At 62.7% G+C, this 23494-nt stretch carries 19 protein-coding genes; 17 read left to right on the top strand and 2 right to left on the bottom strand.

The genetic code is table 11. The features are described from left to right. The first annotated feature begins 8 nt into the window (after nt 1–8). The 16 genes from rsmH (at nt 9) to ABEA02_RS17095 (ending at nt 18112) form a co-directional block, all read left to right on the top strand. Nucleotides 9–962, top strand: a complete 954-nt coding sequence (gene rsmH, locus ABEA02_RS17170; RefSeq protein WP_345534325.1) for a 16S rRNA (cytosine(1402)-N(4))-methyltransferase RsmH — start codon at nt 9–11, stop codon at nt 960–962. Continuing rightward, nucleotides 959–1237 (top strand): cell division protein FtsL, encoded by a 279-nt coding sequence (ftsL, locus tag ABEA02_RS17165; RefSeq protein ID WP_345534324.1) that lies wholly within the window; start codon nt 959–961, stop codon nt 1235–1237. The genes rsmH and ftsL overlap by 4 nt, the downstream gene beginning before the upstream one ends. After that, nucleotides 1234–2973, top strand: a complete 1740-nt coding sequence (locus ABEA02_RS17160) for a peptidoglycan D,D-transpeptidase FtsI family protein (RefSeq protein WP_345534323.1) — start codon at nt 1234–1236, stop codon at nt 2971–2973. Before ftsL ends, ABEA02_RS17160 begins: the two co-directional genes overlap by 4 nt. Continuing rightward, nucleotides 2970–4472: a UDP-N-acetylmuramoyl-L-alanyl-D-glutamate--2,6-diaminopimelate ligase gene (locus ABEA02_RS17155; protein ID WP_345534322.1), complete on the top strand. Its 1503-nt coding sequence runs from the start codon at nt 2970–2972 to the stop codon at nt 4470–4472. Before ABEA02_RS17160 ends, ABEA02_RS17155 begins: the two co-directional genes overlap by 4 nt. Then, complete coding sequence (locus tag ABEA02_RS17150; RefSeq protein WP_345534321.1) at nt 4472–5851, top strand: UDP-N-acetylmuramoyl-tripeptide--D-alanyl-D-alanine ligase; 1380 nt, start codon at nt 4472–4474, stop codon at nt 5849–5851. Before ABEA02_RS17155 ends, ABEA02_RS17150 begins: the two co-directional genes overlap by 1 nt. A 14-nt stretch (nt 5852–5865) precedes the next feature. After that, entirely contained in the window at nt 5866–6951 is a 1086-nt protein-coding gene (gene mraY / locus ABEA02_RS17145) for a phospho-N-acetylmuramoyl-pentapeptide-transferase (RefSeq protein WP_345534320.1), read from the top strand. 101 nt (nt 6952–7052) lie between these two features. After that, nucleotides 7053–8450 (top strand): UDP-N-acetylmuramoyl-L-alanine--D-glutamate ligase, encoded by a 1398-nt coding sequence (murD, locus tag ABEA02_RS17140; RefSeq protein WP_345534319.1) that lies wholly within the window; start codon nt 7053–7055, stop codon nt 8448–8450. Then, a complete protein-coding gene (ftsW, locus tag ABEA02_RS17135; RefSeq protein WP_425584688.1) occupies nt 8447–9679 on the top strand; it encodes a putative lipid II flippase FtsW in 1233 nt (410 codons plus the stop codon). Before murD ends, ftsW begins: the two co-directional genes overlap by 4 nt. Then, a complete protein-coding gene (gene murG / locus ABEA02_RS17130; protein WP_345534318.1) occupies nt 9679–10740 on the top strand; it encodes an undecaprenyldiphospho-muramoylpentapeptide beta-N-acetylglucosaminyltransferase in 1062 nt (353 codons plus the stop codon). The genes ftsW and murG overlap by 1 nt, the downstream gene beginning before the upstream one ends. A 199-nt stretch (nt 10741–10939) precedes the next feature. After that, nucleotides 10940–12337 carry a UDP-N-acetylmuramate--L-alanine ligase gene (murC, locus tag ABEA02_RS17125; RefSeq protein WP_345534317.1) on the top strand — a complete coding sequence of 466 codons (1398 nt, stop codon included), beginning with the start codon at nt 10940–10942 and terminating at the stop codon, nt 12335–12337. A 127-nt stretch (nt 12338–12464) separates the two neighbouring features. Then, entirely contained in the window at nt 12465–13367 is a 903-nt protein-coding gene (locus tag ABEA02_RS17120) for a D-alanine--D-alanine ligase (protein ID WP_345534316.1), read from the top strand. Nucleotides 13368–13371: 4 nt separating this feature from the next. Further along, on the top strand, nt 13372–14235 hold the full coding sequence (locus ABEA02_RS17115) for a cell division protein FtsQ/DivIB (protein WP_345534315.1): 864 nt from the start codon (nt 13372–13374) through the stop codon (nt 14233–14235). Next, a complete protein-coding gene (gene ftsA, locus ABEA02_RS17110) occupies nt 14232–15461 on the top strand; it encodes a cell division protein FtsA (protein ID WP_345534314.1) in 1230 nt (409 codons plus the stop codon). The genes ABEA02_RS17115 and ftsA overlap by 4 nt, the downstream gene beginning before the upstream one ends. 211 nt (nt 15462–15672) lie before the next feature. Further along, nucleotides 15673–16815 (top strand): cell division protein FtsZ, encoded by a 1143-nt coding sequence (ftsZ, locus tag ABEA02_RS17105; RefSeq protein ID WP_345534313.1) that lies wholly within the window; start codon nt 15673–15675, stop codon nt 16813–16815. A 188-nt stretch (nt 16816–17003) separates the two neighbouring features. Then, nucleotides 17004–17921 carry a UDP-3-O-acyl-N-acetylglucosamine deacetylase gene (gene lpxC / locus ABEA02_RS17100; protein ID WP_345534869.1) on the top strand — a complete coding sequence of 306 codons (918 nt, stop codon included), beginning with the start codon at nt 17004–17006 and terminating at the stop codon, nt 17919–17921. Between the two features lie 2 nt (nt 17922–17923). Further along, the gene (locus ABEA02_RS17095) at nt 17924–18112 is read left to right on the top strand and encodes a hypothetical protein (protein WP_345534312.1); all 189 of its coding nucleotides are present in this window, start codon (nt 17924–17926) and stop codon (nt 18110–18112) included. A 27-nt stretch (nt 18113–18139) separates the two neighbouring features. Here ABEA02_RS17095 and apbC read toward each other — a convergent pair whose 3' ends face one another. Continuing rightward, the gene (gene apbC / locus ABEA02_RS17090) at nt 18140–19216 is read right to left on the bottom strand and encodes an iron-sulfur cluster carrier protein ApbC (protein WP_345534311.1); all 1077 of its coding nucleotides are present in this window, start codon (nt 19214–19216) and stop codon (nt 18140–18142) included. A gap of 59 nt (nt 19217–19275) precedes the next feature. Continuing rightward, entirely contained in the window at nt 19276–21063 is a 1788-nt protein-coding gene (locus ABEA02_RS17085; RefSeq protein ID WP_345534310.1) for an ATP-binding response regulator, read from the bottom strand. 119 nt (nt 21064–21182) lie between these two features. On the opposite strand from ABEA02_RS17085, the gene metG reads away from it, so the two are divergent. Beyond that, nucleotides 21183–23312, top strand: coding sequence for a methionine--tRNA ligase (gene metG, locus ABEA02_RS17080; protein WP_425584687.1), 2130 nt, complete (start codon nt 21183–21185; stop codon nt 23310–23312). Nucleotides 23313–23494 lie beyond the last annotated feature (182 nt).

Here is a 23494-nt window from a genome sequence, read left to right as displayed (position 1 = left end):
GTGGCTAAGTGAATGAAGACCTGCGGCACATCACGGTCTTGCTGGATGAGGCAGTTGAGGCGCTGGCCATCAGGCAAGACGGTGTGTACGTCGATGCGACCTTCGGGCGTGGCGGACACAGCCGGGCGATTCTGGCGCAGCTGGGTGCGCAGGGAAGGTTGATTGCGTTTGACCGCGATCCGGCGGCGGTGGCGGCCAGCAAGGCGCTGAACGACGGACGTTTCACCCTGGTGCACGAGCCGTTCTCGGAACTGGCGGCTTCGCTGGATGCGCTCGGTGTGGCGCGTGTGGATGGGGTGTTGATGGATATCGGCGTGTCGTCACCGCAGCTCGACGATCCGCAGCGGGGAATGAGTTTCCGTTTCGATGCGCCGCTCGATATGCGCATGGACACGACAAGGGGCGAGCCTGTCTCGCAATGGCTGGCGCGGGCAACCGTCGCCGAAATCACAAATGTAGTGAGGGATTACGGTGAAGAACGGTTTGCTTATGCGATTGCAAAGGCGATTGATGCTGCTCGGGCGGGGAGCCCTATTGCTACCACAGGACAACTTGCCGCGCTCGTGGCGGAGACCGTCCGCACACGCGAGCTGGGTCAGCACCCGGCGACGCGCACCTTCCAGGCTCTACGGATTTTCATCAACCGGGAGCTTGAGGAACTATCGCTGACACTGCCGCAAGCGGTGTCGAAGTTGAACACAGGGGGACGTCTGGTGGTCATTTCCTTCCATTCGCTGGAAGACCGCATCGTGAAGCGCTTCATGCGTGATCACTCGCGTCCGCCTGCCTTGCCGCGTGGCTTGCCGATTCGCGAGGCCGACCGCCCGCGTCCGTCCCTGGGACTTGTTGGCGACGCGGTGCGCGCGTCCGATGCCGAATTGAGCGCCAACCCGCGTTCGCGCAGCGCCATCATGCGCGTGGCTCAGCGTACCGACGCAGCTTTTGCCGGAGGTGCAGCATGATCCGCATCTCCGCCATCCTTGTTGTGCTCGTGGTGGCCAGTGCCCTGGCGGTCGTCAATCTGACCCATCGCTCGCGTGGTCTCGTCAAGGCACAGGAGCGGGAACAGGCTCGCTCGCGTGCGCTCGAAGCGGAATGGACGCAGCTGCAACTGGAGAACGGTACCTGGGCCGCCCCGGCACGCGTCGAGAAAATTGCCCGTGAGCGACTGGGCATGAACCAGCCAGCGCGCGATCATCTTTTGTCGCTTGAAGCCTCCACAGGGGGCGCACGATGAAGTCCTACACCTTCAACCACAATCCGTTGCTGTCCGAGCGCTTGCCACCCTGGCGTGCGCGCTTCGTAGTGGGTGTGCTGCTGATCGGGTTGGTGAGTCTTGTCGGTCGTGCGGTCTACCTGCAAGGGGTCAATCGTGACTTCCTGCAGGCCAAAGGCGAGTCGCGGTATGCGCGCACTCTGACCTTGACCGCCACGCGTGGCCGCGTGCTCGATCGTCATGGCGAACCGCTCGCGATGAGCACACCGGTCAAATCGGTGACGGCCATTCCCGATCTTGCCAATCTCAATGCAGGTCAGGTTGCGCAGCTCGCCAAGGTGCTGGGCATGCCGCTCGAAGACATCAACCGCAAGCTCGCCAGCGGCAAGGACTTCGTCTACCTCAAGCGCGAAGTGCCGCCCGATGTGGCTGCGCAAGTCGCTGCACTCAAGCTCGAAGGCATTCACAGCGAAGATACCTATCGCCGTTACTACCCGGTGGGCGAAGTGGCTTCGCACATGGTGGGCTTCACCAATATCGATGATCGTGGACAGGAAGGCGTTGAGCTCGCGCTCGAGCAGCGCCTCGCCGGCAAGAACGGTTCGCGTCGCGTGATCAAGGATCTCTACGGCTCCGTCGTCGAAGACGTCGAGTCGATCCGCCGCCCGCGCAATGGCGAAGACATCAACCTCTCCATCGACGCCAAGGTGCAGTACCTGGCCTACAGCGCGCTCAAGCAGGCCGTGCAGGTGAACAAGGCCAAGGCTGGCGCGGTAGTGGTGCTCGACGTGCGCACCGGCGAAGTCCTGGCACTCGTCAACAACCCGACATACAACCCCAACAATCGCGGCAAGCTGTCGGGCGAGCAATTGCGCAACCGCGTGCTGACCGATACCTATGAGCCCGGTTCGACGATGAAGCCCTTCATCGCTGCGATGGCGCTTGAGTCGAACAAGTTCAAGCCCGGCAGCCTCATCGACACACAAGGCGGTCGCATGACGCTGGATGGTGCGACCATCAACGACTCGCATGCACATGGCGCGCTGACTGTCGCCGAGGTCATCGAGAAATCGTCGAACGTCGGTGCCGCGAAAATGGCGCTGACCTTCCCACCCGAACACATGTGGAAGCTGTTCGACAACCTGGGCTTTGGGCGTCCGCTGCAGATCGGTTTCCCCGGGGAAGCCGGTGGTCGGCTGCGCGCCTGGAAGACCTGGCGCCCCATCGAGCAGGCCACGATGTCCTATGGTCACGGCATCTCTGTGACGCTGATGCAGATGGCGCAGGCCTACATGGTGCTCGCGCGACAGGGCGAGATGGTGCCGCTGTCACTGACTCGCGTTGATGCGGCACCCATGCATGGCCAGCAGATCTTCAGCCCCGAGGTGACGCAGCAGGTGCGCAGCATGCTCGAGCTGGTTGTTTCAGACGGCGGCACCGCACCGCAGGCGCGTATTCCCGGCTATCGCGTGGCGGGCAAGACCGGCACCGCGCACAAGCTCGAAGGTGGTCGCTACGTGAACAAGTACGTGTCGTCGTTCATTGGCTTCGCGCCGGCGTCCGACCCGCGTCTGGTCGTCGCCGTGATGATCGATGAAGCGAGTGGTGGGCAGTACTACGGTGGTACGGTTGCTGCACCGGTGTTCGCGCAGATCATGAGCGGCTCGCTGCGCGCACTGGGTGTGCGTCCGGATGCTCCCCTGGTGCCCACGCAGATCGCGCGCCAGACAGCCGTTCCTGTCAAGGAGGATATGTGAGCACCCGCCTCGCTGCAGCGATCCTCGCGCTGCTGGAGGCAGAGGGCATCACACCGCGTCGCGTCTGCGCAGACTCACGCCGCGTTCAGGCGGGCGATATCTTTCTGGCCTATCCAGGGCACGCCAGCGATGGCCGTCTCTACATCGCAGATGCCATCGCACGCGGTGCGGTTGCTGTGGTGTGGGAGCGTGAGGGCTTCGAATGGCAAGCCGGATTCGGCGTACCCAACGTGCCGGTCGACCAGCTGCGCTGGATGGCGGGCGACCTTGCAGACGAAGTGTTCGGTCGCCCCTCGCATGACATGTGGGTTGTCGGCGTCACGGGCACCAACGGCAAGACTTCCGTGTCGCAATGGCTGGCACGTGCCTTCAACGACCTGGGCCGCAAGTGCGCCGTGGTCGGCACGCTGGGCATGGGTTTCCCCGGCCGACTCGATCCCTCTCCCAACACTACCCCCGACGCCATCATCCTGCACGAGCAGCTGGCGAGCTTGCGCGGACAAGGTGCCCAGGCTGTGGCAATGGAGGTCTCCTCCATCGGGTTGGACCAAGGCCGCATTACTGGCGTGAAGATGGACGTCGCAGCCTTTACCAATCTCACGCGCGATCACCTCGACTATCACCGCACAATGGATGCCTATGCGGCCGCCAAGGCGCGCATTTTCGAGCAACATGGCCTCAAGTCCGTAGTGCTCAACTTCGACGACATCATGGGTGTGGCCCAGGCGCGCAAGCTGGAGCACAGTGATATTGAAGTGGTCGGCTATACACTCATCCCCGACAACGCCAACGCCGCACCCGCTGCACGTGTGCTGGTGGCTGAGCACCTGCGCAGCATGCCGCAGGGCATCCGCGTGCTGGTGGCTTGCGAAGGTCAGCGCGAGGAGCTGACGGTGGGTGTGGTCGGGCAGTTCAACGTTTCCAATCTGCTCGCCGTGATGGGTGTGCTGATGCAGTCGGGCTACAGCTTCTCGCAGGCTGCGGCGGCTGCGCGTCGTTTGACGCCGCCTGAAGGCCGCATGCAGACCCTCGGTGGCGTAGGTGCGCCGTTGGTGATCATCGACTACGCCCACACTCCGGATGCGCTGGAGCAGGTTTTGATGGCGCTGCGCCCCACCGCCAATTCGCGCGGTGGCCGTTTGACCTGTGTGTTCGGCTGTGGTGGTGATCGCGACCCGGGCAAGCGCCCGATCATGGGGGAAGTGGCACATCGCCTCGCCGACCGCGTCATCGTCACCAGCGATAATCCGCGCAGCGAGGCGCCGCAGGACATCATCAACGCCGTATTGGCTGGTGCGCCCGGTGCCGAGCAGGAGCTGGACCGCGCGGTAGCGATCGCCCGTGCGATTGCCGAATCGGTGGCCGACGACATCGTGCTGCTGGCGGGTAAGGGGCACGAGACTTATCAGGAAATCAATGGCCAGCGCGACCACTTCAGCGATGCTGAACACGCGCGCAAGGCTTTGTCAGTCTGGCGGGAACCGGAGGGGAATGCCTGATGCTCGCATTGTCTGAAGCCGCCCAAGCCTGTGGCGGCGTGCTGACGGGTAGCGATGTGACCTTCAGTTCGGTCGGCACTGATACGCGCGCCGATCTCAGTGGCGGACTCTATGTCGCCCTGCGCGGTGAACGTTTCGATGGCAATGCCTTCCTGGCTGAGGCAAAGAAGGCTGGTGCGATTGCCGGGCTGGTCGACCGTCGCGGCGTCTTCAACATCCCGCCGGACTTCCCCCTCATCGGGGTAGAAGATACGCGTCTCGCTCTGGGCACGCTTGCGGCGTACTGGCGCAACCGCTTCCGCATCCCCGTTATTGGCGTGACGGGCAGCAATGGCAAGACCAGCGTGAAGGAAATGTGTGCGGCCATCCTCGCTGCATGGGCGCAGTCCAAAGGGCTTGCACCGCAGGCCGCCGTGCTGGCGACACAGGGCAACCTCAACAACGACATCGGTCTGCCGCTGATGATGCTGCGACTGCGCGAGTCGCACATCGCTGCTGTCTTCGAGATGGGGATGAATCACCCCGGCGAGATCTCCTACCTGACCGGCCTGGCGCGACCGACCGTTGCCCTCGTCAACAACGCCCAGCGTGCCCACCTTGAAGGCATGGGCGAAGTCATGGGCGTGGCGCGCGAAAAGGGACAGATCTACTCCTCTTTGGGCGCTGACGGCGTGGCCGTGGTCAATGCCGACGATCCGCATGCAGACTACTGGCGCTCGCTCAATAATGGCCGCCGCATCGTGAGCTTCGGCCTTGGCGCACAGGCAGACGTATCGGCCAGTCACAGCATGATGGCCTTCGGCAACAAGGTGCACATGACGGCGCTGGGTGAAGTGCGTGACTTCGTGCTCAACGTGCCGGGCATCCACAATGTGCGTAATGCGATGGCCGCCGCGGCCGCAGCGCTGGCTGCGGGCATTCCGCTGGATGTGGTGGTCAGCGGGCTGTCCCAATACTCGGGAACCAAGGGCCGCCTGGAAGTCAAACGCACGGCCGAAGGGGCCGTTGTGCTCGATGACACCTACAATGCGAACCCCGATTCGGTCCGTGCCGGCATCGATGTGCTGGCCGCAACGCCGGGACGCAAGCTGCTGGTGCTGGGTGACATGGGCGAGATCGGCGACACCAGTGCGCAATGCCACGACGAGATTGGCGGCTACGCCAAGAGCCAGGGTATCGACCGCCTGCTGGCGCTGGGTGAGTACAGCGCAGTGGCTGTGCGCAACTTCGGCGCCGGCGGCGAGCACTTCGAATCGGTGGAAGACCTTGTGGCGGCATTACGCTCGATGCTTGGCGACGACGTGGTGGTGCTCGTCAAGGGCTCACGATTCATGAAGATGGAACGCGTGGTGCAGCTGATTGCGCCCGCGACGAAATAAGGAAGCTTTGAACAATGCTGCTTGAACTCGCACGCTGGCTGGGTACCGACATCCGCACGTTCAACGTGTTCGGATACATCACCCTGCGCACCATGCTGGCTGCACTGACCGCGCTGGTCATCTCTTTCGTGTTCGGTCCCGCCGTGATCCGCTGGCTCACCGCCAAGAAGATCGGTCAGGCCGTGCGCAGCGATGGTCCGCAGACCCACCTTGTCAAGGCGGGGACGCCAACCATGGGTGGCGCGCTGATCCTCATCGCCATTTCGGTCACCGTGCTGCTGTGGGGTGACCTCAAGAATCGCTACCTGTGGGTAGTGCTTTTCGTGACGCTGGGCTTTGGTGCCGTCGGTTGGGTCGACGACTGGCGCAAAGTCGTGCATCGTGATCCCAAGGGCCTCGCCAGCCGCTGGAAGTATTTCTGGACATCGCTTATCGCGGGCCTCGCCGCCGTCTATCTGGCCCTCATTGGCGGGACGACGCAAACCGAGCTGATCGTTCCGTTCTTCAAGACCGTGGCCTATCCGCTGGGCATGTTCGGCTTCGTGGCGATGAGCTACTTCGTCATCAACGGCACCAGCCACGCGGTGAACCTGACCGATGGCCTCGATGGCCTCGCCATCATGCCGGCCGTGCTGGTGTCGGCGGCGCTGGCGATCTTTGCCTACGTGGCCGGCCACGTAGGTTTCTCCAAATATCTCGGCTTGCCTTATGTGCCGGGCGCGGGGGAGCTGGCGGTGTACTGCGGTGCCATGGCAGGCGCGGGGCTCGGCTTCCTCTGGTTCAACGCTTATCCCGCCGAAGTGTTCATGGGTGACGTCGGCGCGCTCGCGCTGGGGGCCGCGATGGGTACCGTGGCCGTGATCGTGCGTCAGGAAATCGTGCTCTTCATCATGGGCGGTGTGTTCGTCGCCGAGACCCTGTCGGTCATGCTGCAGGTGGCGTACTTCAAGTGGAGCGGCGGCAAACGCATCTTCCGCATGGCGCCGCTGCACCACCATTACGAACTGAGCGGCTGGAAAGAAACCAAGGTGGTCGTGAGGTTCTGGATCATCACCATCATGCTGGTGCTGTTCGGGCTCTCGACGCTCAAACTCAGATAGCGAATGCCAAGTTTAAAAAGAGAAGTGAAAAACGCAGCGCAACGCCCACCGGTTCAGGCCGGTGGGCGTCAGCGTTTCACGGCTCCTGGAAACAAGACGTCATGACGGACTTCTACGCCAACAAGCGGTGCCTGGTTCTCGGCCTTGGTGAGAGTGGCCTGGCGGCGGCTGCCTGGTTGGCGCGCAACGGCGCGACGCTGCGTGTGGCCGATTCGCGCAGCAATCCGCCGGGGCTCGATGCCTTGCGTGCACAGGCCCCGGATGCCGAGATAATCTGTGCACCGTTCACCGACTCGCTGCTCGATGGTATCGAGCAGCTGGCCATCAGCCCGGGCCTCGACCCCCGCGAGCCTGTGGTGCAAGCGGCACGCCAGCGCGGCATTGCCATCACGGGCGAGATCGAACTCTTCGCGCAGGCGCTGATCCAGCTGGGCTGGCGGGCTGCGTGCAAGGTCATCGCCATCACCGGCACCAACGGCAAGACCACGACTACGGCGCTGACCGGCGCGTTGTGTCGCACTGCCGGTTTGCAGACCGTGGTCGCCGGCAACATCTCGCCTGCTGCGTTGAGCGAGTTGATGCGCTGCCTCGATGAGGGCGTGCGTCCCGACGTGTGGGTGCTGGAGCTGTCGAGCTTCCAGCTGGAAACCACCCGCTCGCTGGCTGCTGAAGCGGCGACCATCCTCAACATTACCGACGATCACCTTGACCGACATGGCAGCATGGCTGCCTATGCCGAAGCCAAGGCGGCGATCTTTGCAGGGCAGGGTGTGCAGATACTCAATCGTGACGACGCGCTGGTGCGTGGCATGGGCATCGCTGGTCGTGTGGTGCGCGACTTCGGGTTGCAGAAAATGGCGGGCGAGACGCATTACGGACTGGGTGAGCACGCAGGGACGACCTGGCTGATGCGTGGCGAAGAGCCATTGCTGCCGCAGGCCGAGTTGCAACTCGCGGGCTCGCACAATGCCGCCAATGCGCTCGCGGCACTGGCACTGTGTGAGGCCATCGGGCTGCCGCGCGTTGCCTTGCTTGCGGGTCTGCGCGCATTTCGCGGCTTGCCGCATCGTGTCGAACTGGTCGCACGGCGCGAGGACGACGTGCGCTTCTACGACGACTCCAAGGGGACCAATGTCGGTGCCACACTCGCCGCGCTGCAAGGCATGGGCCGCAAGGTCGTGCTGATTGCTGGCGGCGATGGCAAAGGACAGGACTTCCGGCCGCTGAGCCCGGCGCTGCGTGAGCATGCGCGCGCCGTGGTCCTGATCGGGCGTGATGCGCAGCGCTTGCAGCAGGAGACGGCCGATTGTGGCGTGCCGATGGAGCACGCTGTCGACATGGACGCAGCCGTGTTCGCCGCCAACGCGCTGGCCCAGACTGGTGATGTCGTATTGCTGTCGCCCGCTTGTGCGAGCCTGGACATGTTCCGTAACTACGCACACCGCGCAGAGGTGTTCTGCAACGCGGTAAAGGTTCTGCCCGGAGTGATTTCCGCATGAGTATCAGCAGTCTGATCGGCAATCTTTTACCGGGTGCCGGCGCCCACGTCTCGATGCCCTCGACCAGTCGTGTTGGCAACCGTTTTGCCGAACCGGCGCGCAAAGGCGAGATGGACATGCTGTTCATCTGGTCCGCACTGGGGCTGTTGCTGCTGGGCCTCGTGATGGTCTATTCCTCGTCCATCGCCTATGCCGAGGGCAGCAAGTTCACGGGCTACAACGCCAACTACTTCCTGATGCGTCACTCCGCCTTTCTCGGCATCGGCCTGACGGCAGGCTTCGCAGCCTTGCAGGTGCCCATGGCGACCTGGCAGCGCATTGCGCCGTACCTCTTTGTTGTGGGCGTGGTGTTCCTCATTGCCGTGCTGATTCCGCATGTCGGGCGTGAAGTGAACGGCGCGCGTCGCTGGCTGCCGCTGGGGCCGATCAACATGCAGCCGTCCGAGTTCATGAAGCTCTTTGCCGTGCTGTATGCCGCGGACTACACGGTGCGCAAGCTGCACGAGATGGGCAGCTTCAAGCGCGCTTTCGCGCCGATGGCTGCAGTGATCCTGCTGGTCGGCTTCCTGCTGCTGCGCGAGCCGGACTTTGGTGCCTTCGTGGTGGTGTGCACCATTGCCTTCGGCATCCTGTTCCTCGGCGGGCTGAATGCGCGCATCTTCGCGCTGTTGTTCGTCGTCGCGCTGGTGGGCTTCCTGCTGCTGATCTGGCTGTCGCCGTATCGTCGCGAGCGCCTGTTCGGCTTTGCCGACCCCTGGCGCGATGCCTACGGCAGCGGCTATCAGTTGTCGCACGCGCTGATCGCTTTTGGTCGCGGTGAGTGGATGGGCGTGGGCTTGGGCGCCAGCGTCGAGAAGCTGTTTTATCTGCCCGAGGCGCACACCGACTTCCTGCTGGCCGTGATTGCCGAAGAGCTGGGTTTCGCAGGCGTAATTGTGGTGGTGGCGATGTTCACGCTGCTGGTGCAACGCGCATTTGCGATCGGTCGCCGCGCGCTGCTGCTGGACCGTTACTACAGCGGCCTTGTCGCACAGGGCATCGGCCTGTGGCTGGGTTTCCAGGGCTTCATCAACATGGGTGTGAACATGGGCCTGCTGCCCACCAAAGGTCTGACGCTGCCGCTGATGAGCTTCGGTGGTTCAGGCATCGTTGCCAACTGCATCGCGCTGGCCATCCTGCTGCGCATCGATCTCGAAAGCCGCCACGTCATGCGCGGGGGGGGCAGCTGATGCCGCGCCTGATGATCATGGCTGGCGGCACCGGTGGCCACATCTATCCGGGGCTGGCTGTAGCCAGCGTGGCACGTCAGCGCGGCTGGGACGTCGTCTGGTTGGGCAACCCCGAAGGCATGGAGGCGCGCCTGGTGCCAGAGCAGGGCTACGAGATGGCCTGGGTGAGTTTCGGGGGCCTGCGCGGCAAGGGGTTGGTGCGCAAGCTGATGCTGCCGGTGAACCTCTTGCGTGCGTTCTGGCAGGCTTTGCGGGCGTTGCGCCGCACGCGTCCCGATGTGGTCATCGGTATGGGCGGTTACATCAGCTTTCCCGGCGGCATGATGGCGGCCTTGATGGGCAAGCCTCTGTTGGTGCATGAGCAGAATTCGGTAGCAGGCCTCGCCAATCGCGTGCTGGCCAGCGTGGCGGACAAGGTTCTGAGCGGCTTCCCCGAGGTGATTCGCTCCGCGCGCTGGATCGGCAATCCGGTGCGCCACGAGATCGAAAGCCTGCCGGCGCCTGAACAGCGTTTCGCGGGGCGGGAGGGGCCGTTGCGGATTCTCGTCGTGGGGGGCTCGCTGGGTGCGCAGACGCTCAACGATACCGTGCCACGCGCCCTGGCGATGTTGCCGACCAATCAGCGCCCGCACGTGGTGCACCAGTCGGGTGCCAAGCAGATCGACGCTTTGCGTGCAGCCTATGCGGCCGCTGGTGTCGAGGGGGAACTGCTGCCCTTCATCGATGACATGGCTGCGCAGTACGCCAGGGCTGACCTCGTGATCTGTCGTGCCGGTGCGCTGACGGTGGCCGAGCTGGCTGCTGCGGGCGCGGCGAGTCTGCTGGTGCCGTATCCGCATGCCGTGGATGACCATCAGACGGGTAATGCGCGCTTCCTGACCGAACGCGGGGCGGGTGAGTTGATCGCCCAGAAAGATCTGACGCCGGAGCTGCTGGCAGCTCGCCTGGCGACGCTGGACCGCGGCAAGCTCTTGCAGATGGCCCAATCGGCACGCAAATGCGCCCGCCGGCAGGTTGCCGTGGCCGTGGCGGACGCCTGTGAGGCGGCGTTGAAATCATGATTGGTCGCTGCGCAAAAAATCCCGTTTCCGGCGCGCTCAGGCAGCAAGCCATGGAGGCTGTCCCGGGCCACAAGTCAAGACGTGTGCGAGTGCGGCAAATCTGTAACACTGCCGGCTTTTTTGCGCTCACTGCGCCCAGTCAAAGCATTCAGATGATCATTTGCGCAGCACACATTGAGCGGGCAGGAGGCCTGTCCGCATGAAGCACAAGATCAAGAACATCCATTTCGTTGGCGTCGGTGGTTCCGGCATGAGCGGCATCGCCGAGGTGCTGGCCAACCTCGGCTTCGGCGTCAGCGGTTCCGACCTCGCCGAGAGCGCCACGACGCGCCGCCTGCAAGCGCAGGGTGTCAAGGTCATGATCGGCCACGCGGCCGAAAACCTCGTCGACGCCGACGCCATCGTCACCTCGACGGCTGTCCGCAGCGACAACCCCGAAGTGCTGGCTGCGCGTCAGCGCCAGATTCCGGTGGTACCGCGCGCCCAGATGCTCGCCGAATTGATGCGCCTCAAGCAGGGCGTGGCGATTGCCGGCACGCACGGCAAGACAACGACGACCAGCCTCACGGCTAGCATCCTTGCCGAAGGGGGGCTGGACCCGACCTTCGTGATCGGTGGGCGCCTCAACTCTGCTGGCGCCAATGCCAAGCTGGGCAGTGGGGAGTTTCTCGTCGCTGAGGCCGACGAGTCCGACGCGTCCTTCCTGCTGCTGACGCCCGTGGTGTCGGTCGTGACGAACATCGACGCCGACCACATGGAGACCTATGGCCACGACTTCGCACGTCTGCGCCAGGCTTTCGTGGAGTTCCTGCAGCGGCTGCCGTTCTACGGCGTGGCCGTGCTGTGCGTCGATGATCCGCATGTACGCGAGATCATGCCCTTCGTGTCCAAGCAGATCGTGCGCTATGGCACCGATGCGTCGGCGCAGGTGCGTGCCGAGAACATCCGTGCCGTGGGTGCGCAGATGCACTTCGATTGTGTGCGCCGCAACGGCACGACCACGACGCTGCCCATCGTGCTGAACCTGCCGGGTCACCACAATGTGCTCAACGCGCTGGCGGCAATCGCCGTGGCGACCGAGCTGGGCGTCGACGATGCCTCGATCCAGCGCGCACTGGCGGGTTTCAACGGCGTGGGACGTCGCTTTCAGCGTTACGGTGAAGTGGCTTTGCCGAATGGGGGCGCCTTTACCCTGGTCGACGACTATGGTCACCATCCGGCCGAGATGGCGGCGACGATCGCAGCGGCGCGTGGCGCCTTTCCGGGCCGTCGTCTGGTGCTGGCCTTCCAGCCGCACCGCTATACCCGTACCCGTGATTGCTTTGAAGACTTTGTGCGTGTGCTTGGCACCGTTGATGCCTTGTTGCTGGCGGATGTGTATGCCGCGGGCGAAGCTCCCCTCGTGGCGGCTGACGGCCGCAGTCTGGCCCGCGCCCTGCGTGTCGCCGGCCGCATTGAGCCGCTGTTCGTTGAAGACATCGCTGACATGCCTGCCCGCGTCATGGAAGTTGCCGCCGATGGCGACGTGGTCCTGACCATGGGTGCAGGTTCGATTGGTGCCGTGCCCTCAAAACTGGTGAGGAGTGAGGAGAGATGAGTAAGGAGCAAAATCTCCATTGCGCGCCGCAATATCTTTTCCGACCCAATTCGTTGTGCTTGATTGAAAGCCCCGTGCTGTGACCGACCGACTCCTCACTCCTCACTCCTCACTCCTCTCTGGGGGCATGGGCAAGGTCGCCGTCCTGTTGGGGGGCAATTCGGCCGAGCGCGAGATTTCGCTGATTTCTGGCCGCGCCGTGCTGGCCGCATTGCAGAGCCAGGGTGTTGACGCCCATGCCTTCGATCCGGCCGAGACGCCGGTGTGGGAACTGCGTGCTCAAGGCTTCGAACGCGCATTCATTGCGCTGCATGGCCGGTTTGGCGAAGACGGTACTGTGCAGGGCGCACTGGAGGCTCTGGGCATTCCCTACACTGGCAGCGGTGTGATGGCCTCCGCGCTGGCGATGGACAAGTGGCGCACCAAGCTGGTCTGGTTGTCGACAGGTGTGCCGACGCCGCGCTACCGCTTGCTGTCGCCGGGCGTCATTGCCGCTGACGTCATTGACGAACTGGGCTTGCCGCTGATCATCAAGCCGGCGCGCGAAGGTTCGTCTATCGGCGTTGCCAAGGTGAACACCGCAGCGGAATTCGGTCCTGCACTTGATGCGGCGCTGAAGCTCGATCCGTTGGTGATTGCCGAAGAGTTCGTACGCGGCCGCGAGCTGACTGCTGCCGTGCTGGGCGACATGGCTCTTCCGCTCGTGCGGATCGAAGCGCCCGAAGAAGGCTACGACTACCAGAACAAGTATTTCACCGATGTAGTGCAGTACCACTGCCCGTCTGGTATCGCGCCGGAGGCCGAAGAGGCGATCCAGCAAGCCGCATTGCGCGCCTTCCAGGTGCTCGGCTGCAAGGGGTGGGGCCGGGCCGACGTGATCCTGCGTGATGACGGCAGCTTTGTCCTGCTCGAAATGAACACGGCGCCGGGCATGACCGGACATTCGCTGGTGCCCATGGCTGCACGCGCGGTAGGCATCGGCTTTGAAGCGCTGTGCGTGCAGTTGCTTGCCAGCGCGGCGCTGGGATGAGGCCATGAGTTCGCGAGTCCCCGCCTACTCCAGTCAGCCGGCCGAGGGCAAGAAGCCTGCGGCTGGCGCGGCAGGCACGCGCGACAACGAAGGTTTCGGTTTCTGGCATAGCCCGGAGTGGATGAATCTGGTCTCGGACATCCTTTTGTTGGCCGTGTCCGTGGCGATTGGTTATGCGGCTGTCAAAGGCGTGCTGCGCATGCCCTTCTTCGAGCTGCGCCAGGTTGTCGTGACATCTCCGCTGGGTCAGGTCACCAGCGCACAGCTGGAATATGCGGCGGTGTCGTCGCTGCGTGGCAACTTCTTCACTGTCAATCTAGATCAGGCGCGACAGGCATTCGAAAAGCTGCCCTGGGTGCGCAGCGCACAGGTGCGTCGTCGCTGGCCAGCGACCATCGAAGTCAGCCTTGAAGAGCAGGAGGCCGTGGCTTACTGGCGCGTGGTCGACACCGGCGACATGCGTCTCGTCAATCGCCAAGGCGAGATCTTCGATGCCGCGAGCAACGCCAGTATGCCGATGTTCTCCGGCCCGCCGGAGCGCGCAGGCGAGATGCTGACCAGCCTGCGCAACATCAATACGTTGCTGCAGCCGATTTCGCGCACTGTTGCGAGTCTGCAGCTCTCTGAACGCGGAGCCTGGCAGCTCAAGCTCGATGACGGTTTGCAGATCGAGCTGGGCCGCGACCAGGCCAAGGCGCCGCTCGAAGATCGTCTCAAGCGCTTCATCGCTGCATGGCCCGAGGCGCATGCAAAACTGGACGGCAAGTGGGCCGTCGCGGATCTGCGGTATCCCGCCGGCTTTGCCGTCAGGGTGGCCGCATCCTCAACATCCAATCACAACGAAGCAGGGAAAAAAGGCACGCCATGAGCAGGGATAGCAAGAATCTCATCGTCGGTCTGGATATCGGCACCTCGAAGATCACCGCCATGGTGGCTGAGTTGCGGCCAGACGGCCGACTTGAGGTAGTCGGCATCGCGTCGCAACCCTCCAATGGCCTGAAGAAAGGCGTGGTGGTCAATATCGAGGCCACCGTCGACGCCATCTCGCGCGTGATCCAGGAGGCCGAGCTGATGGCCGACTGCAAGGTTCAGCACGTCTATACCGGTATCGCCGGCAGCCACATCCGCAGCTTCAACTCCAACGGCATGGTGGCGATCAAGGACAAGGAAGTGTCGCCGCTGGACGTAGAGCGCGTCATCGACGTGGCCCGCGCGATGCCCATCCCGGCGGATCAGCAGATCCTGCACATCCTCACGCAGGAATTCATCATCGATGGGCAGGACGGAGTGCGTGAGCCGATCGGCATGAGCGGCGTGAAGCTCGAAGTGAAGGTGCACATCATCACCGGTGCGGTGTCTGCTTCGCAGAACCTCATCAAGTGCGTGCGCCGCTGCGGGCTGGAGGTGTCGGACCTCGTGCTGCAACCTCTGGCATCGAGCTTCGCCACGCTGTCAGAAGACGAAAAAGAGCTGGGCGTCTGCCTGGTTGATGTAGGTGGTGGTACGACTGACCTGGCCATCTTTACGCAAGGCGCTATCCGCCATACAGCGGTCATTCCCATTGCTGGCGACCAGATCACAAACGACATCGCCATGGCGCTGCGTACGCCAACGGCCGAGGCCGAGGAAATCAAGATCAGTCACGGTGTGGCGCTGCAGGCGCTGATTGATCCGGCGGACATGATCGAAGTACCCAGCGTCGGCGATCGTCCGCCGCGCCGCCTGTCGCGTTCGTCGCTGGCCGACGTGATCGAGCCTCGCGTGACGGAGCTGTTCGAGCTGGTGCAGTCCGAACTGCGCCGCAGCGGCTACGAAGAACTGCTCTCGTCGGGCCTCGTGCTGACGGGGGGCTCCGCCACCCTGGCCGGCATCTGCGAGCTTGGCGAAGAGGTGTTCCACTTGCCGGTGCGTGCCGGTTCGCCGCAATACCAGGGCAGTCTGGCCGACGTGGTTTGCCAGCCTCAGTACGCCAACGTGATGGGGCTCGTGCTGGAGGGTGCAGCGCAGCGCAGACGCGGAATGCAGGCGCGCGAAGGACAAAGCTTCAAGCAGGTCTTCCAGCGCATGAAGTCCTGGTTCGAGAAAAATCTTTGACAGGTCAACATCTTGCAAGCGCTTGTCCGCAAGGATATGAAGTGATGCAAACCTGCCTTGAAGGGAAATGTAAAAACCTTGTGTGCGGACGGGCTATTTAGTAGTACACTTCGCCCCCAATACCATATCTAGGGGTTCAATCCGGTGACAAACCGGAGTGAATTCCAAGCAAGCAGAGAGCTGTCTGGCGCATCAACCTGGGAGTGCACGCATGATCGAGATCGTTGAGAAGGAAACCAGCGGTACGGTGATCAAGGTGGTTGGAGTGGGTGGCGCAGGCGGCAACGCAGTCGACCACATGATTCGCGAAGGCGTGCAGGGCGTGGAATTCATCTGCGCCAACACCGACGCCCAGGCACTCAAGCGCTCACTGGCGCCGACCAAGATCCAGCTCGGTGGTAGTGGCCTCGGTGCAGGTGCCAAGCCTGAAGCCGGCCGCGCAGCCGCCCTCGAATTCCGCGAGCGCATCGCTGATGCCTTGGCAGGTTCGCACATGGTTTTCATCACTGCCGGTATGGGCGGTGGTACGGGCACTGGCGCAGCGCCGGTGGTGGCCGAAGTGGCCCGCGAATTGGGCATTCTGACGGTGGCCGTGGTCACCAAGCCCTTCGATTTCGAGAACCGCATCCGTGTTGCCGATAGCGGCGTGGAAGAGCTCTCCAAGCAGGTCGACTCGCTGATCGTCGTGCTCAACGACAAGCTTATGGAAGTCTACGGCGAGGAAGCCAGCTTCGTGGATTGCTTCCGCAACGCAGACGAAGTGCTGCGCAAGGCAGTCGGCGGCATCGCCGAAATCATTAACGTGCCTGGCCTCGTGAACGTCGACTTCCAGGACGTGCGTACGCTGATGGCTGAAATGGGCCGCGCCATGATGGGTTCCGCCGAAGCGGCCGGTCTCGACCGCGCGCGCATCGCTGCCGAGCAGGCTGCCAACAGCCCGCTGCTGGAAGGTGTCGAGCTCGAAGGCGCACGCGGCGTGCTGATCAACATTACCGCCAGCCGCTCGCTCAAGATGGCCGAAGTGCGCGAAGCCGTGCAGACCGTGCGTGCCTTTGCCATGGAAGACGCCAGTGTGTTCTACGGCACCGTATTTGACGAAAGCATGGAAGACCGCATCCGCGTCACCGTGCTGGCGACCGGCCTCGGTACGCGTCGCGCCGTGGCACGTCAGCAGCCGGTCATGCAGGTCATCAACCGCACGGGTACCGACAACATCGGTACCGAAGTGAACTACGGCGACCTGGAACTGCCCGCCGTGATCCGTCGCCCCGAGCGCCGTACGGTTGAAGCCATGAGCGCCAATGGCTTCGGTACTTACGACATCCCTGCCTTTCTGCGGAAGCAGGCAGACTGAGCTTGCCGTGAGGCAAAACACCAGACGGGCCGCCAGTTAGCGGCCCGTTTTTGTTTGTAGCACCATGTATCGCCGCCTGTCAGCGCTTTGCAAGCTATTGCGTTGATAAACAGGGCTTTGATTTCAAGGGGTGTATACTTGTTGCAGCACACAAAGAAGGCTCTAGGAAGGAATTCTCGGGCATGACCATGATTCGTCAGCGCACCCTTAAATCCATCGTCAAGACTACAGGCGTCGGCCTGCACAGCGGCAAGCGCGTCGAGATGACGCTGCGCCCGGCTGCACCAGACACTGGCATCGTCTTTCACCGCGTCGATCTGGATCCGGTGGTCGATCTGCCGTCCGATCCGTATTCGGTTGTCGATACGCGCATGTGCTCGGGTCTTCAGTGTGGCAATGCCAAGGTGGGTACCATTGAGCACCTGATGTCGGCGTTGGCCGGGCTGGGCATCGATAACTGCCACGTGGACGTGGATGCGGCCGAGATCCCCATTCTCGATGGCAGCGCTGCGCCTTTCGTCTTTCTGCTGCAACAGGCGGGCATCGAAGTACAGAACGTGCCGCGCAAGTTCATCCGTGTGAAGAAGGAAGTCGAAGTGAAGGAGGGCGACAAGTGGGTGAAGTTGTCGCCGCACGATGGCTTCAAGCTGAGTTTTGCAATCCGCTTCAATCATCCTGCCATCGACAGTACGCCGACTGAGGTGAGTGTCGATTTCGCACACGACGTCTATGCTCGCGATGTGGCGCGTGCGCGCACCTTCGGTCAGGTTCAGGAGCTGGAAACCTTGCTTAGTGCTGGTCTGGCGCGTGGTGGCAGTCTCGATAACGCGATCGTGGTTGATGAGTACCGGGTGCTGAATGCCGACGGCTTGCGTTATGCCGACGAGTTCGTGAAGCACAAGGTGCTGGACGCCATCGGTGATCTCTACATTGCGGGCAAGCCCTTGTTGGCGGCCTACAGCGCCAACAAGTCGGGCCATGCGCTGAATAACCAGATCCTGCGTGCCCTGCTGGAAGACGAAACGGCGTGGGAGATTGTGAGCTTTGACGCTGCCACGCCGGTGCCCGATGCACTGCAAGAGCAGATCGCGCTGCAGCCGGTCTGAGCATGCTGATTCTGCGCGTCGTAGGTCTGTTGCTGCTGCTTGCCATTGCCTTGTGCTTTGGCGCCGCTGTGCTGACCGGGCAGAAGCACTATATGCAGTGGGCCAAGATGCTCCTGCGCATTGGCGTTGCTGTGGCTGTGGTGTTCATGGCGCTCCTGTTGCTTGAACGCCTGATCGCACCAATCCTCTGATCGTCTCGCGCCGAGGCGAGCGACCCGTCAGGTGTTCTGCACGACGATGTTCGGGAATTTGTGGCGCAGGTCGCGCTGCTTCTCTGCAATCGCTATTGCCACCTTGCGCGCAATGCTGCGGTAAGCCTCTGCAATCGGGCTCTCCGGCGCCGCAACGACGGTAGGCGTACCGCCATCGGCCTGTTCGCGGATGCGGATGTCGAGCGGCAGGCTGCCGAGGAAGGGTACGCCATAGTCAGCGCACATTTTCTCGCCTCCGCCACTGCCGAAAATGTGTTCGGCATGACCGCAGTTCGAGCAGACGTGGATGCTCATGTTCTCGACGATACCCAGGATGGGGATACCGACTTTCTCGAACATCTTGAGACCCTTGCGGGCGTCGAGCAGGGCAATGTCCTGAGGTGTTGTGACGATGACCGAGCCAGTGACCGGCACGGTCTGGGCAAGCGTGAGCTGGATGTCACCCGTGCCCGGGGGCATGTCGATGATCAGGTAATCGAGGTCGTCCCAGCGTGTGTCGTTGAGAAGCTGTCGCAGTGCCTGTGTGGCCATTGGGCCACGCCACACCATGGGTTGTTCGGTATCGATGAGGAAGCCGATGGAATTGGCTTGCAGACCATGCGCAAGCATGGGCTTCATGGTTTTGCCGTCTTCCGACTCGGGTTGCTGACCCGCTATGCCCAGCATCTGTGGCTGACTGGGGCCATAGATGTCCGCGTCGAGCAGGCCGACGCGGGCGCCCTCTTGTGCGAGTGCCAATGCCAGATTGATCGAGGTCGTGCTCTTGCCGACCCCCCCTTTGCCGGAGGCAACGGTAATGATGTTGCGTACGCCGGGTAGCAGCGGCACGTTGCCTTGCACCGTATGGGAGAGCACTTTGGAGGTGACGCGAACTGCGACTTTGGTGCCGACATGCTGCTCGACAGCGTCCGAGATCTGCTTGGCGATGATCTCGTGCTGGCTGCGTGCGGGATAGCCTAGCTCGACGGCGACCGAGGCGGCGTCGATCTTGATGGTGGCGCGGCCGTCGGCGTAGCTTTTGCCTGTGTTGGAGTCGATCAGGTCACCGACGAAGGCTTGGAGTTCTGCGGGGGAGAGGTTCATGCTGCGTGTGAATACTTGATGAATTTACTCAAGCTTATCACGCGGCTTCGTGGCAACAATCAGGCCGTGATAATCGGGGCAGGTGTGCTGAGCAGTTTGGAAAGCACTTCGCGCAGGTGTGCGCTTGGCGTGGGTTTCTGCAGAAGCGGGAAGCCGCTGGCGCGCGCTTCGGCAATGCGGTGCGGGTCGGTGTCGCCCGTGATGATGGCGGCCGGAATCGAACGGCCGAAGCGCCTGCGTACCCCTTCGATGGCCTCTATGCCGGTGCGGCCTTCTAGCAGGCGATAGTCGGCCAGTATGGCGTCGGGTGCCGTGTCGAGCTGTGCCAGTGCATGTTCCAGCGATTCCGCTGCTATGGGGCGGCAGCCCCAGGCTGTCAGCAGCGCGGCCATGGCCTGCTGGATGACCGGCTCGTTGTCGATGATCAGCACGCGGCTGAGATTCTGCGGCAACGGGACGGGCTGGATGCGCGTGATCTCCTTGGCGGCTTCGCTGGTGTCGAGCGGCAGCTCAAGCATGAAGACCGAACCGCGGCCTTCAATGGATCGCAAGGTCAGGCGTTGGCCGATCAGGCGGGCGAGACCATCGACGATGGCAAGACCAAGACCGAGGCCTTTGCGCTGATCCCGCTCCGGGTTATCGAGCTGGTAGAACTCACGGAAGATCTCGGTCTGCTGATCGCCGGGGATCCCGACGCCGGAGTCCCAGACCTCTAGCCGCAGGTTCTTGCCGCGGCGTCTCGCGCCGACGAATACGCCGCCACGCGGCGTGTATTTGACGGCGTTGGCAACGAGGTTGCGCAGGATGCGTTCGACCATGCGTGCATCGCTCAGCACACGTGCGGGCATCTTGCGGACCGTCAGCCGCAAGCCCCGTTGGCGAGCCAGCGGGGCGAACTCGGCCTCGATACGGATGAGGATCTGTGCGACGTCGAAAGATCGGAATTCCGCCTTCAGTGACCCCGTGTCGATCCGCGAGTAATCCATCAACTCGTCCATCAGCTCGCCCATGCTGGTGCTGGCTTCGCGCATGCTGGCCAGGAGTTCTTGCGCGAGAGGGGTCAGCGGTTCGGCCTGCAGGGCATCGGCCAGCAGGGTGATGGACTGCAGGGGCTGCCGCATGTCGTGGCTGGCTGCCGCGAGGAAGCGCGTCTTGCTGGCATTCGCTGTCTCGGCGCCGAGGCGCGCCGCTTCTGCCGCTTCGGTATGCACCTGGAGCTGACGCAGCAGGGCAAGGTTTTCGAAGCGCAGCCGGATGCTGTCACGCGTGAAGCGATTGGAGATGCGGCCAAACATCAGCGTACAGAGGTAGTAGCTGACGGCGATGAAGCCCATGCCGTAGGCGAGCTCGTTCGACTCAAGGAAACAGCGCAGGGCAAAAGGCAGCAGAGCCGTGCTGGCGTAACAGAGGTATGCAAAAAAGAAAGTGCCCAGTGCCGGCACTGCGCCGCCTAGCAAGCCCGCGAGAATCATGCCGATGGCAGCCAGGGTCATGGTGTCGGCGTCAGGGATCAGCCAGGCCAGCACACCCCAGCAGAAGCCGGATACACCCGTGCCGGCTACGAACAGCCAGCCCCAGCTCTCCACGCTGAGGCGGTCATGCATGGCGCCGTTGTGGGCGCGGAACATTGCGATGCGCGCGAGGCTCCAGATTGCCACGACGCTCAGCCAGATCAGCAGGATCGTGCGATCCATCGTGTTCCACAACAGTGCCGTGGTGGCAACAACACCGAGCGTGTTGCCCAATAGAACGGAAGAGCCGTGCGAGTAAAGCAGCTCTATCTGCTCTCTGCGTATCTCCAGCTCATCGGGATTGGGGCTCGTTGGGACGGCTTGGGGGCGATTCATGGCGCACCACGACTAGTTTGTGCCGAGTTTGCCTGCAGGAAGAGGGGCGCACCATATGGATCTTCGGGCAGTTTTCGGGTTTGCTAGAATCACGGGCCTACGAAGAAGCCGGAAATTCCATGTCCCAGCGCAAGATTTTTGTCACCAACGCCCTTCCATACGCTAACGGGGATATCCACCTCGGTCACCTGGTGGGTTACATCCAGGCCGACATCTGGGTGCGTTTCCAGCGCATGTGCGGCAACGAGGTGCATTACGTTTGCGCCGATGACACGCACGGCGCACCGGTGATGCTGCGCGCCGAGAAGGAGGGCATTACCCCCGAGGCGCTGGTGAATCGTGTGCGCGTCGAACATTTGCGTGACTTCACCGACTTTGGCGTGGTCTTCGACAACTACCACTCGACGCACAGCGAAGAGAACCGGGTGCTCGCCGAGGACATCTACAGAAGGCTACGTGCGGCCGGCATGATCGCGACGCGTGCCATCGAGCAGTTCTATGACCCGGTCAAGCAGATGTTCCTTGCGGACCGTTTCATCAAGGGGGAGTGCCCCAAGTGTGCGGCAAAGGATCAGTACGGCGACAGCTGCGAAGTCTGCGGTGCGGCCTATGCGCCGACCGAGCTGAAGAATCCGTATTCGGCGGTGTCGGGTGCGACGCCCGAGCTGCGTTCGTCCGAGCATTATTTCTTCAAGTTGTCCGATCCGAAGGCTGTGGCTTTCCTGCGTGAGTGGACGCAATCGGCGAATGCTGATGGCGCGCGCCGCATGCCGCCGGAGGCGTCGAACAAGATGCGCGAATGGATTGGCAGCGAAAGCGAGAACAAACTGTCGGACTGGGACATCTCGCGCGATGCGCCGTACTTCGGCTTCGAGATTCCGGACGCGCCGGGCAAGTATTTCTATGTCTGGCTGGATGCACCTATCGGGTACCTCGCGAGTTTCAAGAACTACCTCGATCGCACCGGCAAGGCGGACATTGCGGACTATATCGATCCCGCACGCGCCGCGGCGGCCGGTACCGAGATGGTGCACTTCATCGGCAAGGACATCCTGTACTTCCACGCGCTTTTCTGGCCGGCGATGCTGCACTTTGCCGGGCTGCGCACGCCGAACTTCCTCAACGTCAACGGCTTCCTCACCGTTGATGGCGCGAAGATGAGCAAGAGTCGCGGCACCTTCATTACCGCGCGCTCCTATCTTGAACAGAAGCTCAATCCGGAGTGGCTGCGTTATTACTTCGCTGCGAAGCTCAATTCGAATATCGAAGACCTCGATCTCTCGCTCGACGATTTCGTCGCCAAGGTCAATTCGGATCTGGTCGGCAAGTTCGTGAACATTGCCAGTCGTTGTGCAGGTTTCATCAGCAAGCGCTTTGAAGGAAAGCTCGCGGCAAGTGACGCTGCTGCGCTCGCGCCCTTTGTGGCCACCGAAACGATTGCTGCGCTGACCCGTGCGTTCAATGATCGTGACTACAGCACGGCGCTGCGTGAAGTGATGCGTCTGGCCGATGTGGCCAACGTCTACGTAAATGACGAGAAGCCCTGGGAGCTGGCGAAGGACCCCGCACAGGTCGACCGCCTGCATCGTGCCTGCAGCACGGCATTGAATCAGTTCCGCGCGCTGACCATCATGCTCAAGCCCGTATTGCCTGCTTTGGCTGAACAGGTCGAAGCCTTCTTCGGTGTGCAGGCTTTCGTGTGGAGCGATCTGGGTTCGCCGCTGGCGGCAGGGCATGCCATCAACATTTATGCGCACCTCATGACGCGCATCGAACGCAAGCAGATCGATGCACTGATCGACGCCAACAAGGAAAGCCTCGTGACCGAAGCGCCCAAGGTGGCCGCCGCGCCAGCCCTCTCCCCCAGCCCCGCTCCCGCAAGCGGGCGAGGGGAGCAGGATGCGGCCTCGCCGGTTATCAATATTGACGACTTCGGCAAGGTTGATCTGCGCATCGCGAAGATTGTCGCGGCCGAGCATGTCGAAGGCGCTGCCAAGCTGATCAAGCTGCAACTCGATATCGGTGAAGCCCAGCCGCGTCAGGTTTTCGCGGGCATCAAGTCGGCATACGACCCGGCTTTGCTGGTTGGTCGCTTGACCGTCATGGTGGCCAACCTGGCGCCGCGCAAGATGAAGTTCGGCATGAGCGAGGGCATGGTGCTGGCGGCGTCCGACGAGTCGGGCGAGGTGCCGGGGCTGTTCATCCTGTCGCCCGATTCGGGCGCCCAGCCTGGCATGCGGGTCAAGTGAGCGCGTGGCGATGAGCGGGCGCTCAGGAAAGTCGCAGGGCCGTCCCAAGACTTTCCTGGCCCCCTTGGGGGGCGGGCTGGACTCGCCGAGTCCAGCCGGGGGGGGGCTTTCTCCGCGCCGTCGTTGGTTGATTCAGCATCTGCACGCGCCTGACCGACGCTGAAAGAGATTTTCTCTTTCCG

Source organism: Viridibacterium curvum (assembly GCF_039544165.1).
GTDB lineage: Bacteria > Pseudomonadota > Gammaproteobacteria > Burkholderiales > Rhodocyclaceae > Viridibacterium > Viridibacterium curvum.
The sequence above is the reverse complement of the archived record's forward strand: the minus strand, read 5'-3'. Positions and strand labels throughout refer to the sequence as shown.

Excerpts from the sequence above, each read along its gene's own strand:
- ABEA02_RS17150 (WP_345534321.1), top strand. The coding sequence starts at position 4,472 with ATGCTCGCATTGTCTGAAGCCGCCCAAGCCTGTGGCGGCGTGCTGACG.
- murD (WP_345534319.1), top strand. The coding sequence starts at position 7,053 with ATGACGGACTTCTACGCCAACAAGCGGTGCCTGGTTCTCGGCCTTGGT.
- ABEA02_RS17085 (WP_345534310.1), bottom strand. The coding sequence starts at position 21,063 with ATGAATCGCCCCCAAGCCGTCCCAACGAGCCCCAATCCCGATGAGCTG.
- metG (WP_425584687.1), top strand. The coding sequence starts at position 21,183 with ATGTCCCAGCGCAAGATTTTTGTCACCAACGCCCTTCCATACGCTAAC.
- ABEA02_RS17160 (WP_345534323.1), top strand. The coding sequence starts at position 1,234 with ATGAAGTCCTACACCTTCAACCACAATCCGTTGCTGTCCGAGCGCTTG.
- mraY (WP_345534320.1), top strand. The coding sequence starts at position 5,866 with ATGCTGCTTGAACTCGCACGCTGGCTGGGTACCGACATCCGCACGTTC.
- ftsA (WP_345534314.1), top strand. The coding sequence starts at position 14,232 with ATGAGCAGGGATAGCAAGAATCTCATCGTCGGTCTGGATATCGGCACC.
- ftsW (WP_425584688.1), top strand. The coding sequence starts at position 8,447 with ATGAGTATCAGCAGTCTGATCGGCAATCTTTTACCGGGTGCCGGCGCC.
- murC (WP_345534317.1), top strand. The coding sequence starts at position 10,940 with ATGAAGCACAAGATCAAGAACATCCATTTCGTTGGCGTCGGTGGTTCC.
- murG (WP_345534318.1), top strand. The coding sequence starts at position 9,679 with ATGCCGCGCCTGATGATCATGGCTGGCGGCACCGGTGGCCACATCTAT.
- lpxC (WP_345534869.1), top strand. The coding sequence starts at position 17,004 with ATGATTCGTCAGCGCACCCTTAAATCCATCGTCAAGACTACAGGCGTC.
- ABEA02_RS17115 (WP_345534315.1), top strand. The coding sequence starts at position 13,372 with ATGAGTTCGCGAGTCCCCGCCTACTCCAGTCAGCCGGCCGAGGGCAAG.
- ABEA02_RS17095 (WP_345534312.1), top strand. The coding sequence starts at position 17,924 with ATGCTGATTCTGCGCGTCGTAGGTCTGTTGCTGCTGCTTGCCATTGCC.
- ABEA02_RS17120 (WP_345534316.1), top strand. The coding sequence starts at position 12,465 with ATGGGCAAGGTCGCCGTCCTGTTGGGGGGCAATTCGGCCGAGCGCGAG.
- ftsL (WP_345534324.1), top strand. The coding sequence starts at position 959 with ATGATCCGCATCTCCGCCATCCTTGTTGTGCTCGTGGTGGCCAGTGCC.
- apbC (WP_345534311.1), bottom strand. The coding sequence starts at position 19,216 with ATGAACCTCTCCCCCGCAGAACTCCAAGCCTTCGTCGGTGACCTGATC.
- ftsZ (WP_345534313.1), top strand. The coding sequence starts at position 15,673 with ATGATCGAGATCGTTGAGAAGGAAACCAGCGGTACGGTGATCAAGGTG.